This window comes from Dongia sp. P2_B8 (assembly GCF_056404715.1).
In genome coordinates this window covers 1-13,692 of record NZ_JBFUDM010000010.1, presented here as the reverse complement: position 1 = coordinate 13,692, position 13,692 = coordinate 1, and the positions used below count along the sequence as shown (strand labels likewise).

Below are 13,692 nucleotides of genomic sequence, written 5' to 3'. Positions count from 1 at the left end.
TTGGGCGAAGAAGTGGCCTTTGCAACTGGCGAGAGGATGGCACTTGCCGACTTTCGCTGGTGGGAGGACACGCAACGTGACCAACCACAAACCTTACGGACCGTCCCGCGTAATGGGGCCGATCGCCGTCATCGACAAAGATGCGCTGCCCAATTCGCCGGTTGCCAGCAACGCAACCGGCGATGTTCCGTTCGCCGATTTCGGCATATCCCCTGATCCGCTGCTGAGCCTCTCGCCGGAAGGGATTATCCTCGATGTCAATCAGCGCGCCGCCGACATGTTCGGTTGCCATGTCCGCCTGATGACCGGCGCCCACATCGGCGCCTTCCTAGGCGGCCTGCCCGGTACCGGCAGCGAACCTTCGATCGACAAACTGATCAGCGCGTTGTTTGTCGGCGATGGATCGCCGATCGAGACCGAAGCGCACAAGCTAAATGGCGACAGCTTGCCTGTTGAGATTACGTCGGCCACGCATTTGCGTGATGGCCTGTCGATCATCATCTGCGCGATCCGCGACATCACCCATCGCAAGCACAACGAAAATGCGCTGACCAAAGCCAAGGAGCATGCTGAGCGAGCGAACGTCGCCAAACTCGAATTTCTCGGTCAGCTGTCGCACGAATTGCGCACACCGCTCGCCGCCGCCATCGGCTTTGCCGAGGTAATGCGGGACGAGATGTTTGGGCCGCTCGGTATCAAGCTCTATCAGACTTATGCCGCCGATATCTGCAAGAGCGGCAGGCAATTGGCAGATGTGGTCGAGCGCATCATCGATGTCACCAGGCTGGAAGGCCGCATGGCCATTGCCCACACCCGCATGGCGGATCTCGGCGAGATCGTCGAACGGGTCATGGCACATCATGCGGGCGCGGCCGCAATCCAAGGTATCCGCCTGACGCATAATCTACGTCGTGGCAGCATACCGGTCGTTCTCGACGATGAAACACTGGGGAAGATGATCGGTCACGTGGTCGAGAATGCAATTACCTTCAACCGTTTTGGCGGCCGGGTGGAAATTGCCGGTACGGTCGAGGTGAACCCCGACAACGACATCCAAGAGGTCCTGCTGACCATCACGGACAATGGACCAGGTCTTGCCACCGATCAGTTGCAGCGTCTGCAGCATTCCTTGGACGCAAACCAGCACCAGACCAATGGCGGGCTGGCGCTCTGTGGTGCGTTCCTGCATTTGATCGGGGGACGCCTGTCGATCTGCAGCGCGCCCAATCTCGGCACCACCGTGACCCTTGCTTTCCCGCAGCGCTATGACGGGCGCTGGCATCCCTGAAAAGAAAAACCCCGCTGCATCGGCAGTGGGGTCTTTTATTTAGCAAGAACGCCTTCGGTAGAGGATGGCTTAAGCCACTTCCGCCTTGGGTGTCTGGTCGGTAATCGCCGGGTTCTTTTCGGCGGCGGCCTGTAGTTCCTTGTCGCGGGAGGCCGCGACCTGCTTCAGACGCGCCATGACCGAGCCGGTGCCGGCCGGGATCAAACGACCCACGATCACATTTTCCTTGAGACCGATCAGCGTGTCGACACGGCCCGAAACCGCCGCTTCCGTGAGGACGCGGGTGGTTTCCTGGAACGATGCCGCCGAGATGAACGAACGGGTCTGCAGGCTGGCCTTGGTGATGCCAAGCAGCACCGGCTTCGCGACCGCAAGGCGACCGCCTTCCTTGAGGACCTTCTCGTTCTCGATATCCATTTCCGTACGGTCGATCTGCTCGCCCGCCAGGAACGTGGTATCGCCCGGATCCGAGACCTCGACCTTCTGCAGCATCTGACGAACGATCACCTCGATGTGCTTGTCGTTGATCTTCACGCCCTGCAGTCGATAGACCTCCTGGATCTCGTTGATGAGATAGGACGCCAATGCTTCGATGCCGAGCACGTTGAGGATGTCGTGCGGGACGGGGCTGCCGTCCATCAGAAGGTCGCCCTTCTGCACGTAATCGCCTTCCTGCACCGAGATATGCTTGCCCTTCGGGATCAGATACTCGACCGGCTCGATGCTGGCATCGTCAGAGACGACGACAACGCGACGCTTGGCCTTGTAATCCTTGCCGAATTCGACGCGACCGGCGCTTTCGCTGATGATCGCATAGTCCTTGGGCTTGCGGGCTTCGAACAGTTCCGCGACCCGCGGCAGACCGCCGGTGATGTCACGGGTCTTCGAGCTTTCACGCGGGATGCGGGCCAGCACGTCACCAGCGCGGACATGTGCGCCGTTGTCGACCGACAGAATGGCGTCGACCGACATGAAGTAACGAGCTTCGACACCGTTCGGCAGCGTGATGACGTTGCCCTTGTCATCGCGCAGCGTCACGCGCGGACGCAGATCCGCACCACGCGGCTGCTGCTTCCAATCGACCACGACGCGGCTCGAGATACCAGTGGTCTCGTCGACCACTTCGCGCATCGACAGTCCTTCGACCAGGTCGATGTAGTTCACGATGCCTTCTTTTTCAGTGATGATCGGCAGCGTGTAGGGATCCCATTCCGCGAGCTTCTGGCCCTTGGTGACCTTGGCGCCGTGATCCTGGATCAGCTTGGCACCATAGGGCACGCGGTGACGTGCGCGTTCACGACCCACGTCATCGACAAGCACGATTTCACAGTTGCGGCCCATGACGACGGGGATGCCGTCGCTGTTCATGACGATGTTACGGTTCTTCACCTGGACTTCGCCATTGTAGGTCGCTTCAATCGCCGACTGTTCGGCACCGCGCTGTGCCGCGCCACCGATGTGGAAGGTACGCATGGTAAGCTGCGTACCCGGCTCACCGATCGACTGCGCCGCGATGACGCCGATGGCTTCACCAATATTGACCGGTGTACCACGCGCAAGGTCACGGCCGTAGCAAGCCGCGCATACGCTGGTCTTGGTGTCGCAGGTGAGGACCGAACGGATCTTCACCGTGTCGACGCCGGCACGTTCGATTTCGTCAGCCATCGGCTCGTCGATCAAGATGCCACGGGCAGCGATTGTGCGACCCGACAGCGGATCCTTCACGTCGGCTGCAACCGTGCGGCCGAGGATGCGCTCGGACAGAGCCGAGATGGTTTCACCACCTTCGACGACCGCCTTCACGGTGAGACCGTTTTCGGTGCCGCAATCGAGCTCGGTGATGATCGCGTCCTGCGCGACGTCGACCAAACGGCGCGTGAGGTAACCAGAGTTCGCAGTCTTCAAGGCGGTATCGGCAAGACCCTTACGGGCGCCGTGGGTCGAGTTGAAGTACTCGAGCACCGAGAGACCTTCTTTGAAGTTCGCGATAATCGGCGTTTCGATGATTTCACCGGACGGCTTAGCCATCAGGCCACGCATACCAGCCAGCTGCTTAATCTGCGCAGCCGAACCGCGGGCGCCGGAATGCGCCATCATGAACACCGAGTTGATGCCCTTGCCGGTCGATTCCTTGGACATGACTTTCATCATCTCTTCGGCGACCCGTTCGGTGCAGTTCGACCAGACGTCGACGACCTTGTTGTACTTTTCACCCTGGGTGATGAGGCCGTCCTGGTACTGCTGCTCGTATTCCTTGACCTTGTGCTGCGCATCGGCAACGAGCTTCTTCTTCGCTTCCGGGATGATCATGTCATCCTTGCCGAAGGAGATACCCGCCTTGCAGGCCTGCGCGAAGCCCATGCCCATGATGCGATCGGCGAAGATCACGGTCTCTTTCTGGCCGCAATGGCGATAGACGGAGTCGATCACGTTGGTGATCTCCTTCTTCGTCAACACGCGGTTGATAAGCGAGAACGGCAGGTTCGGATGGCGCGGCAGGACTTCGGACAGCAGCATGCGGCCTGGCGTCGTCTGGACGAGACGCGTGACCGGCGCACCGGTTTCGTCAACGGTCTTGAGACGCGCCTTGATCGGCGTGTGCAGCGTAATGACCTTGGCCTCGATGGCGTGCTGGATTTCGCCGATGTTGGACATGACCATGCCCTCGCCCGGCTCGCCCTTGCCTTCCATCGTCAGGTAATAGAGGCCAAGGACGATATCCTGGCTCGGCACGATGATCGGCTTGCCGTTGGCGGGGCTGAGGATGTTGTTGGTCGACATCATCAGCACGCGCGCTTCCAGCTGCGATTCAAGCGACAGCGGCACGTGGACCGCCATCTGATCGCCGTCGAAATCCGCGTTGAAGGCTGTGCAAACCAGCGGATGCAGCTGGATAGCCTTGCCTTCGATGAGCACCGGCTCGAAAGCCTGGATGCCAAGGCGGTGCAGCGTCGGTGCGCGGTTCAGCATCACCGGATGCTCGCGGATCACCTCTTCCAGGATGTCCCAGACTTCGGGACGTTCCTTTTCGACCATGCGCTTCGCGGCCTTGATGGTCGAGGCCATGCCGTAGATTTCGAGCTTCGAATAGATAAACGGCTTAAACAGTTCGAGCGCCATCTTCTTCGGCAAGCCGCACTGGTGCAGCTTCAGTTCCGGCCCCACGACGATGACCGAACGGCCGGAATAATCGACGCGCTTGCCGAGCAGGTTCTGACGGAAGCGCCCCTGCTTGCCCTTCAGCATGTCGGAGAGCGACTTCAGCGGACGCTTGTTGGCACCGGTGATGACGCGGCCGCGGCGGCCGTTGTCAAACAGGGCATCGACAGCTTCCTGCAGCATGCGCTTTTCGTTACGGACGATGATGTCCGGCGCCTTCAATTCGATAAGACGCTTCAAGCGGTTGTTGCGGTTGATGACGCGGCGATAGAGATCGTTCAAATCCGAGGTCGCGAAACGGCCACCGTCGAGGGGAACGAGCGGACGCAGTTCCGGCGGAATGACCGGGATGACGTCCATGATCATCCATTCCGGCTTGGAACCGGATTCCAGGAAGGCGTCGACCAGTTTGAGGCGCTTCACCAGCTTCTTGCGTTTGGCCTCCGACGAGGTCTCGCGCAGGTCGACCTTCATCGTCTCGCGCTCTTCGGCAAGATCGATGGTCGAGAGCATGCCCTTCAGCGCTTCAGCACCGATGCCGGCCTGGAACGCGTCCTGGCCATATTCGTCCTGGGCGTCGAGATACTGCTCTTCATTGAGCAGCTGATGCTGCTTCAACGGCGTGAGGCCCGGCTCGATGACGACATAGTTTTCGAAATAAAGGATGCGCTCGAGATCCTTCAGCGTCATGTCGAGCAACAGGCCGATGCGCGAGGGCAGCGACTTCAGGAACCAGATGTGTGCAACCGGCGATGCCAGCTCGATATGGCCCATGCGCTCGCGCCGGACCTTCGAGAGCGTCACTTCCACGCCGCACTTTTCGCAGACAATGCCGCGATACTTCATGCGCTTGTACTTGCCGCACAAGCATTCGTAATCCTTGATCGGACCGAAAATGCGGGCGCAGAACAGGCCGTCGCGCTCCGGCTTAAAGGTCCGGTAGTTGATGGTTTCGGGCTTCTTGATCTCGCCGAACGACCACGAGCGGATCCGCTCCGGGCTCGCGATCGAGATGCGGATATTGTCGAAGGTCTGCGGGCCCTGGGGCTGTCCGAAAACGCTCATCAGCTCTTGATTCATTGCCATCTCCTTCCGCTACCCGCCCGACGGGGCGCACCCGTCGGGCATCGGGCAGCTATCCGATTTAGTAATCGTTCTGCGTCAATTCGACATTGAGGCCGAGCGAGCGGAGTTCCTTCACGAGGACGTTGAAGCTCTCCGGGATGCCGGACTCGAAATTGTCGTCGCCGCGGACGATCGCTTCGTAGGTCTTGGTACGACCGGAAACGTCGTCGGACTTCACCGTCAGCATTTCCTGCAGCGTATAGGCAGCGCCATAAGCCTCAAGGGCCCAGACTTCCATTTCGCCGAAACGCTGACCACCGAACTGCGCCTTACCACCCAGCGGCTGCTGGGTGACCAAGCTGTACGGCCCGATCGAACGCGCGTGGATCTTGTCGTCGACCAAGTGATGCAGCTTCAACATATAGATGTAGCCGACAGTCACCTGGCGCTCGAACACGTCGCCGGTGCGGCCGTCGATCAGCGTCACCTGGCCAGAGCTTTCCAGCCCCGCCTTGGTCAGCATCTCGACGATGTCTTCTTCGCGCGCGCCATCGAACACCGGCGTTGCGATATGCACACCACCGCGCAGATTGCCGGCGAGTTCCATCAGCTGATCGTCGGGCAGCTCCATGACTTCGGCCTTGTAGGTCTTCTCGCCATAGATGTCCTTCACCGACTTGCGCAGTTCGGCATACTTGCCGTTGATACGCACCTGATCGACCATCTCACCGACCTGGCGGCCGAGATTGGCGCAGGCCCAGCCGAGATGGGTCTCAAGGATCTGACCGACATTCATGCGCGACGGCACGCCCAGCGGATTGAGCACGATGTCGACCGGACGACCGTCTTCGAGATAAGGCATGTCTTCGCAAGGAACGATGCGCGAGACGACACCCTTGTTGCCGTGACGGCCGGCCATCTTGTCGCCCGGCTGCAGCTTGCGCTTCACCGCGACGAATACCTTGACCATCTTCATGACGCCCGGCGACAGCTCATCACCACGCTGCAGCTTCTCGACCTTGTTCTCGAAGCGCTTCTCAAGGGCGGTGACGCTCTCGTTGAACTGCTTCTTCAAGGCCTCGATCTCGGCCATGCGCTTGTCGTTCTTGATGCCGATCTGGCGCCACTGGCCCGGCGTGAACTCCGAGAGCACCTTGTCGGTGATCTTGGTGTCCGGCTTCAGCGTCTTCGGGCCACCGGCCGCGAGCTGATTGACCAGCAGTTCTTTCAAGCGGCTGTAGAAGTTCCGCTCGAGGATCGCCTTTTCGTCGTCGCGATCCTTGGCGAGACGTTCGATTTCGGCGCGCTCGATGGCGAGTGCGCGTTCATCCTTGTCCACGCCACGGCGCGAGAAGACGCGCACTTCGACGATGGTACCAGACACTCCCGGCGGCAGACGCATCGACGTATCGCGCACGTCGGAGGCCTTTTCGCCGAAGATCGCGCGCAAGAGCTTTTCTTCCGGCGTCATCGGGCTTTCGCCCTTCGGCGTCACCTTGCCGACCAGAATGTCACCCGGCTTCACCTCGGCGCCGATGTAGACGATACCGGCCTCGTCAAGGTTCTTCAGAGCTTCTTCACCGACGTTCGGAATGTCGCGGGTGATTTCTTCCTGGCCCAGCTTGGTGTCACGGGCCATGCACTCGAACTCTTCGATATGGATCGAGGTGAACACGTCGTCGGAGACGATGCGTTCCGAGATCAGGATCGAATCTTCGAAGTTGTAGCCATTCCACGGCATGAACGCGACCAGCACGTTGCGGCCGAGAGCCAATTCACCGAGCTCAGTCGAGGGACCGTCAGCGATGATATCGCCCTTCTCGACAATGTCACCGACACGCACCAGCGGACGCTGGTTGATGCAGGTGTTCTGGTTCGAGCGCTGGAACTTCAGCAGGTTATAGATATCGACACCAGGGACGGCCGAATCCGTCTCGCCGGTGGCGCGGATAACGATACGGGTGGCATCGATCTGATCGACGATGCCAGCACGGCGCGCGCCGATGGCCACACCGGAATCGCGTGCCACGGTGCCTTCCATGCCGGTACCGACGAGCGGCGATTCCGCACGCAGGAGCGGCACAGCCTGACGCTGCATGTTGGAGCCCATCAGCGCGCGGTTGGCGTCGTCGTTCTCAAGGAACGGAATGAGCGCCGCGGCCACGGAAACCAGCTGCTTCGGGCTGACGTCGATGAAGTGGATGTCATCACGGCGGGCCATGATGAAATCGCCACCACGACGGCACGAGATCAGATCGTCGACCAGCTTGTTCTTGGAATCGAACTGCGCATTGGCCTGGGCGATCGTGTACTTGCCCTCTTCCATCGCCGACAGGTAGATCACCTCGTCGGTGACGCTGCCCTTTTCGACGCGGCGATACGGGCTTTCGATGAAGCCGTACTGATTGACGCGCGCAAAGGTCGCGAGAGAGTTGATGAGACCGATATTCGGACCTTCCGGCGTTTCAATCGGGCAGATGCGGCCGTAATGGGTCGGATGCACGTCGCGCACTTCGAAACCGGCGCGCTCACGGGTGAGACCGCCCGGCCCAAGCGCCGACAGACGGCGCTTGTGGGTGATTTCAGAAAGCGGGTTGGTCTGATCCATGAACTGGCTGAGCTGCGACGAGCCGAAGAACTCGCGCACCGCAGCAGCAGCGGGCTTCGCGTTGATGAGGTCATGCGGCATGACCGTGTCGATCTCGACCGAGCTCATGCGTTCGCGGATCGCACGTTCCATGCGCAGCAGGCCCAGGCGATACTGGTTCTCGAGCAATTCGCCGACCGAGCGGACGCGACGGTTGCCGAGATGATCGATATCGTCGATTTCGCCACGGCCGTCCTTGAGGTCATGCATGACCGAAAGGATGGCAAGGATGTCTTCCTTGCGCAGCACGCGCACCTGGTCGTCAGCGCCCTGCGGATCGAAATGATCCGTCGGCAGCACCGAGAGACGCGAATTCATCTTCACGCGACCGACCGAGGAGAGATCATAGCGCTCGAGATCGAAGAACAGGCCGCGGAACAGGGCTTCCGCCGTGTCCAAGGTGGGCGGCTCGCCAGGACGCATGACGCGGTAGATATCGATCAGCGCTTCTTCGCGGCTCGAATTCTTGTCCGCCTTCAGCGTATTGCGGATATAGGGGCCGACATTGACGTGATCGATGTTGAGCGTCGCCAATTCCTTGGCGCCCGTTTCTTCGAGCGTGGTGAGCGTCGCCTGGCTGATTTCGTCGCCGGCTTCGATCAGGATTTCGCCCGTCTCTTCATTGATGACGTCAACGGCCGAGAAGCGGCCGATGATTTCTTCCGGCGTCACCAGCGCGTCCTTGAGACCCGCTTCCTGCAGCTTCTTGGCGAGGCGCGGCGTCATCTTGGTGCCGGTTTCAGCAACGACCTTGCCGGTCTTCGCATCGACCAGATCGGCGATGAGCTTGATACCCTTCGTGCGCTCGGCATCGAACGGCGTGGTCCAGCCCTTCTTGGTCTTCGAGAACACGACCTGCTTGTAGAAGAAGGCCAGAACTTCTTCCGTCGACATGCCGCCGAAACGACGATCGTCTTCGGTGAGCGTCTCGCCCTTCTTCAGCTTGGCGTCGACGTTCTTGTTCCACAGTGCCAGAAGCAGCGTCGTCGCCGGCAGCTTGCGGCGGCGATCGATGCGCACATAGACCAGATCTTTGGCGTCGAATTCGAAATCGAGCCACGAGCCACGATACGGAATGACGCGCGCGGCGAAGAGATACTTCCCGCTGCTATGCGTCTTGCCCTTGTCGTGGTCGAAGAACACGCCAGGGCTACGGTGCATCTGGCTGACGACGACACGCTCGGTGCCGGCCACCACGAAGGTGCCGCTATGCGTCATGAGCGGCATGTCGCCCATGTAGACGTCTTGTTCTTTGATGTCGCGGATGGAGCGCGCACCGGTCTCTTCGTCATGATCCCAGACGACGAGACGCAGCGTCACCTTGAGCGGCGCCGCAAAGGTCATTCCGCGCTGCTGGCATTCCTCGACGTCGTATTTCGGCTCTTCCAGTTCATAACGCACGAACTGCAGTTCGGCCTTCTCGGAGAAATCCCGGATCGGGAAGACCGACCGGAACACTTCTTGAAGGCCGGAATTCTGACGCTTTTCCGCAATCACGCCGACTTGCAGGAATTGATCGTAGGAGCTCTTCTGCACCTCGATCAGATTCGGCATGGTGGTGACCTCGGCGATACGGCCAAAGGTCTTGCGGATGCGCTTGCGGCCGGTGAACGACTTCGACATTGACATCCCTCGTCTCAAACTATGGGGCTAGCGATCAGCGGAAATCCCGATGCTCGCTTAAATCTCTACCGCCTGTCCGGTGACCCGGAACTTTCGCCAACCGATGATATCTATCGGTCCGATGGCACGACGACGGTCGCCGCTACGATCGAAAATGCCGGGCTGAAACCGGTGGGCGCTGATCGCGAAACACCCAAAACGCCTCCAGATTCACTGGATCTCCGGAGGCGCGGAAGCGCCGAGCCTTGCGGCCGGCGCTTCCCACCCCAGAAAACGGCGTCGAAGCTTACTTCAGCTCGACCTTGGCGCCGGCAGCTTCGAGCTTCTTCTTCAGCTCTTCGGCTTCCGCTTTGCCAACGCCTTCCTTCACGGCCTTCGGCGCACCTTCGACGAGGTCCTTGGCTTCCTTCAGGCCGAGACCGGTGATGGCGCGCACTTCCTTGATCACGTTGATCTTGTTGGCGCCGCCATCGACGAGCACGACGTTGAATTCAGTCTTTTCCTCAGCGGCCGGGGCGGCAGCGCCACCAGCGGCAGCGACGGCAACCGGTGCCGCGGCGGAAACGCCCCAAGCTTCTTCGAGCTTCTTCGAAAGCTCAGCAGCTTCGAGCACGGTGAGCTTCGAGAGCTCGTCAACCAGCTTCTGCAAATCAGCCATTTTATTCTCCTAGGCTTAAGTCTTGTTAGGTTCGAACTTCAGTATTGGGTCGCGGATCGGCCTATCAGGCCTCACCCTTCCGGGCGTAAGCGCCAAAAACACGCGCAAGCTGACCAGCAGGTGCTCCAGTGACAACGGCCAAACGGGTGGCCGGGGTCTGCAGCATGCCGACGAGGCGTGCACGCAACTCATCGAGCGACGGCAGGGAGGCCAAGGCCTTGATCCCGTCGGCGTTCAACGTCTGGGTGCCCATCGAGCCCCCGACGATGCTGAGCTTGTCGTTGCTTTTGGCGTACAGCACGGCGACCTTTGCGGCTGCGATCGGATCCGCCGAATAGGCGATGGCCGTCGGGCCCTTGAGGAACTGCCCCAGGTCTTCGTGCTTGGTACCCTTCAGAGCGAGCTGTGCTAGCCGATTCTTGGCGACTTTAAAGCCGGCTCCGGCCGCCCGCATCTTGCGACGCAGGTCAGACACTTCGGCAACGCTCAAACCGTTCTGCTGGGTAACAACCACCAGATTTGCGGTGTTGAGTGTTTCCTGGAGTTCCGTGACCAGCTTCTCTTTGCCAGATCGGTCCACGTTTCGTCTCCGATTACTAATGACCCCTTGTTCCAAGCCTGGAACGCGGGACCGGTTACAATTGGACCTTCCGACCCATCTTCAGCCTTTCCCGAAGGAAAGACGTCCAAGACAGAACCGGAAGTTCCGGTTGACCTGTCCCAGAAGTTCGACCCGAACAGACACATGCCAAAAGGCATCTGCCAAATTTCGGTTCGCCTCTGTCTATTGCAGGCGGGGTTAGCCGGGATGCGGCCGAAAACTCGTTACTCAACCAGCCGCCACCAGATCGGCAACGTCCAGCTTCATGCCCGGGCCCATGGTCGAAGCCAGCGATACCTTCTTAATGTAGGTACCCTTGGCGCCCGCGGGCTTGGCTTTGTTGATAGCGCCGACAAACGCCTTCACGTTGGCGACCAGATCGGCTTCAGAGAAGCTGACCTTGCCAACACCGGCATGGACGAGACCGGCCTTCTCGGCGCGGAACTCGACCTGGCCGCCCTTGGCCGCTTTCACGGCTTCGGCGACGTCGTTGGTGACGGTACCAAGCTTCGGGTTCGGCATCAGGCCGCGGGGGCCCAAGACCTTACCAAGCTTGCCAACGGTCACCATCATGTCCGGCGTCGCGATGACGCGGTCGAAATCCATCTTGCCGGCCTGGACCTGTTCAGCCAGGTCGTCGGCACCGACGATATCCGCACCGGCCTTCTTCGCCGCTTCGGCCTTGTCGCCCTTGGCGAACACGGCGACGCGGACGGTCTTGCCGGTACCATGCGGCAGCGAAACCACGCCGCGCACGTTCTGATCGGCATGCTTCGGGTCGATACCGAGGTTCATGGCGATCTCGACGGTTTCGTCGAACTTCGTCTTGGCACGCGACTTCAGTTCCTTCACCGCATCCTGCAGCGAATAGAACTTGGTGCGATCAATGCCTTCATAGGCCTTTTTAATGCGCTTGCCGGTCATGATTATTCCTCCACAACCTGCAGGCCCATCGAACGGGCCGAACCGCGGATCATTTCCGCCGCCGCGTCGATGTCATGCGCATTGAGATCGGCCATCTTCTGCTTGGCGATCTCGCGGCACTGGGTCATCGTCACCTTACCGACGAACGCGCCGATGCCGGTCGTCTTCGAGCCCTTGTCGATCTTCGCGGCCTTCTTCAGGAAGTAGCTGGCCGGCGGCGTCTTGGTGACGAAGCTGAACGAACGGTCGCTAAACGCGGTGATGACCACCGGGATCGGCATGCCCGCTTCCAATTGTTGGGTCGCAGCGTTGAACTCTTTGCAGAACTGCATGATGTTCAAGCCACGCTGACCAAGCGCAGGACCCACGGGCGGCGACGGATTCGCCTTACCGGCCGGGATCTGCAGCTTAATATAGCCTTCGATCTTCTTTGCCATGATGAAACCTCGTTATGAAGCCTTTACCCGGCTTCCTGGGGTTTTGCGGTCCGGCCCTGGCTGGCCTCCCGCACTCTCATTCCGATGAAACCGTCACCGGGCGGATAAACAGATCGAAGGGCTGTTAGACCTTTTCGACCTGCGAATACTCAAGCTCGACCGGCGTCGCACGACCGAAGATCGACACCGCCACTTTCAGGCGGCCTTTTTCTTCGTCGACTTCCTCGACATGGCCGGTGAAGGAGGTGAACGGACCGTCGTTGACCCGGACCTGCTCGCCCACTTCGAAAATAATCGCGCGCTTCGGGCGCTCGATGCCCTCCTGCACCTGATGCAGGATGCGCTGTGCTTCGGCTTCCGAAATCGGGCTCGGCTTGCCTTTGCCGCCGAGGAAACCGGTCACCTTCGGCGTGTTCATGATCAAGTGCCATGACTCGTCGGTGAGTTCCATGCGCACCAGGACGTACCCCGGGAAGAATTTGCGCTCAGCATTCACCTTCGATCCGCGCCGGACTTCGACCACTTCTTCGGTCGGGACCAACACGTCGGTCAGCAACTCCTCCATGCCCTTCTGCTTGGCCTGATCGCGAATAGATTCAGCGATCTTGCGCTCAAAGCCCGAATAGACATGGACCACATACCAACGATGCGCCATTGCGCTTAGCTCCCCAGACCCAAAACGGAGGTGATGCCCCATGACAGGATGGCATCGACCGCGAGAAAGAACACCGAGGCCACCGCCACCATCACAAAAACCATCGAGGTCGTGATGGTCGTTTCCTTGCGGCTCGGCCAGGTGACTTTCGACACCTCTTGCCGGACCTGCCGGAAAAATTCGATCGGACTTGTCTTCGCCATCGTTCCGGAACCTGAAATCAGCTTCAATTAAACTCTGTACTCTTCGTTCTACCCGCCGATCCTCCGTGAAGCAGGAGGAAGGCTGGCAGGGGCAGCAGGGATCGAACCCGCAACCTTCGGTTTTGGAGACCGACGCTCTACCAGTTGAGCTATGCCCCTAACATCTCCTCAACTACCGGTCCCACCCTGTAACGCCGATCCGGCGACTGCATTTCGCAGCCGCCGGAGCAGCATTTCCGGGCCATTCCGGCAGCGGCTTGCGCCGCCAACCTTTACGGGCCTTCTTACTCGACGATCTTGGCGACGACGCCGGCGCCGACGGTGCGACCGCCTTCGCGGATGGCGAAGCGCAGACCTTCATCCATGGCGATCGGGGCGATCAGGTTGACCACCATCGCGATGTTGTCGCCGGGCATCACCATTTCGGTGCCT

General features: G+C 60.1%; 10 protein-coding genes and 1 tRNA gene. 1 reads left to right on the top strand and 10 read right to left on the bottom strand.

Annotation, left to right across the window (positions count from 1 at the left end; genetic code table 11):
* Window positions 1-76 precede the first annotated feature (76 nt).
* Window positions 77-1,288, top strand: coding sequence for a PAS domain-containing sensor histidine kinase (locus tag AC1DWZ_RS22820; RefSeq protein WP_477171254.1), 1,212 nt, complete (start codon window positions 77-79; stop codon window positions 1,286-1,288).
* A 69-nt stretch (window positions 1,289-1,357) separates the two neighbouring features.
* Here the strand turns inward: AC1DWZ_RS22820 and rpoC are convergent, their stop codons facing one another.
* The 10 genes from rpoC to AC1DWZ_RS22770 form a co-directional block, all read right to left on the bottom strand.
* On the bottom strand, window positions 1,358-5,527 hold the full coding sequence (gene rpoC, locus AC1DWZ_RS22815) for a DNA-directed RNA polymerase subunit beta' (RefSeq protein ID WP_477171253.1): 4,170 nt from the start codon (window positions 5,525-5,527) through the stop codon (window positions 1,358-1,360).
* 64 nt (window positions 5,528-5,591) lie between these two features.
* Window positions 5,592-9,782, bottom strand: coding sequence for a DNA-directed RNA polymerase subunit beta (gene rpoB, locus AC1DWZ_RS22810; RefSeq protein WP_477171252.1), 4,191 nt, complete (start codon window positions 9,780-9,782; stop codon window positions 5,592-5,594).
* A gap of 286 nt (window positions 9,783-10,068) precedes the next feature.
* Complete coding sequence (rplL, locus tag AC1DWZ_RS22805; protein ID WP_374308942.1) at window positions 10,069-10,440, bottom strand: 50S ribosomal protein L7/L12; 372 nt, start codon at window positions 10,438-10,440, stop codon at window positions 10,069-10,071.
* A 64-nt stretch (window positions 10,441-10,504) separates the two neighbouring features.
* Window positions 10,505-11,020: a 50S ribosomal protein L10 gene (gene rplJ / locus AC1DWZ_RS22800; RefSeq protein ID WP_477171251.1), complete on the bottom strand. Its 516-nt coding sequence runs from the start codon at window positions 11,018-11,020 to the stop codon at window positions 10,505-10,507.
* 249 nt (window positions 11,021-11,269) lie between these two features.
* A complete protein-coding gene (gene rplA / locus AC1DWZ_RS22795) occupies window positions 11,270-11,971 on the bottom strand; it encodes a 50S ribosomal protein L1 (RefSeq protein WP_477171431.1) in 702 nt (233 codons plus the stop codon).
* The gene (gene rplK / locus AC1DWZ_RS22790) at window positions 11,968-12,402 is read right to left on the bottom strand and encodes a 50S ribosomal protein L11 (protein WP_477171250.1); all 435 of its coding nucleotides are present in this window, start codon (window positions 12,400-12,402) and stop codon (window positions 11,968-11,970) included. Before rplK ends, rplA begins: the two co-directional genes overlap by 4 nt.
* Before the next feature lie 124 nt (window positions 12,403-12,526).
* Window positions 12,527-13,057, bottom strand: a complete 531-nt coding sequence (gene nusG / locus AC1DWZ_RS22785) for a transcription termination/antitermination protein NusG (RefSeq protein ID WP_320502490.1) — start codon at window positions 13,055-13,057, stop codon at window positions 12,527-12,529.
* A 5-nt stretch (window positions 13,058-13,062) separates the two neighbouring features.
* On the bottom strand, window positions 13,063-13,260 hold the full coding sequence (gene secE, locus AC1DWZ_RS22780) for a preprotein translocase subunit SecE (protein WP_477171430.1): 198 nt from the start codon (window positions 13,258-13,260) through the stop codon (window positions 13,063-13,065).
* An 83-nt stretch (window positions 13,261-13,343) separates the two neighbouring features.
* Window positions 13,344-13,419, bottom strand: a tRNA-Trp gene (locus AC1DWZ_RS22775).
* A gap of 125 nt (window positions 13,420-13,544) precedes the next feature.
* A partial coding sequence (locus AC1DWZ_RS22770; protein WP_477171429.1) for an EF-Tu C-terminal domain-related protein occupies window positions 13,545-13,692 on the bottom strand: 148 nt, incomplete at its 5' end.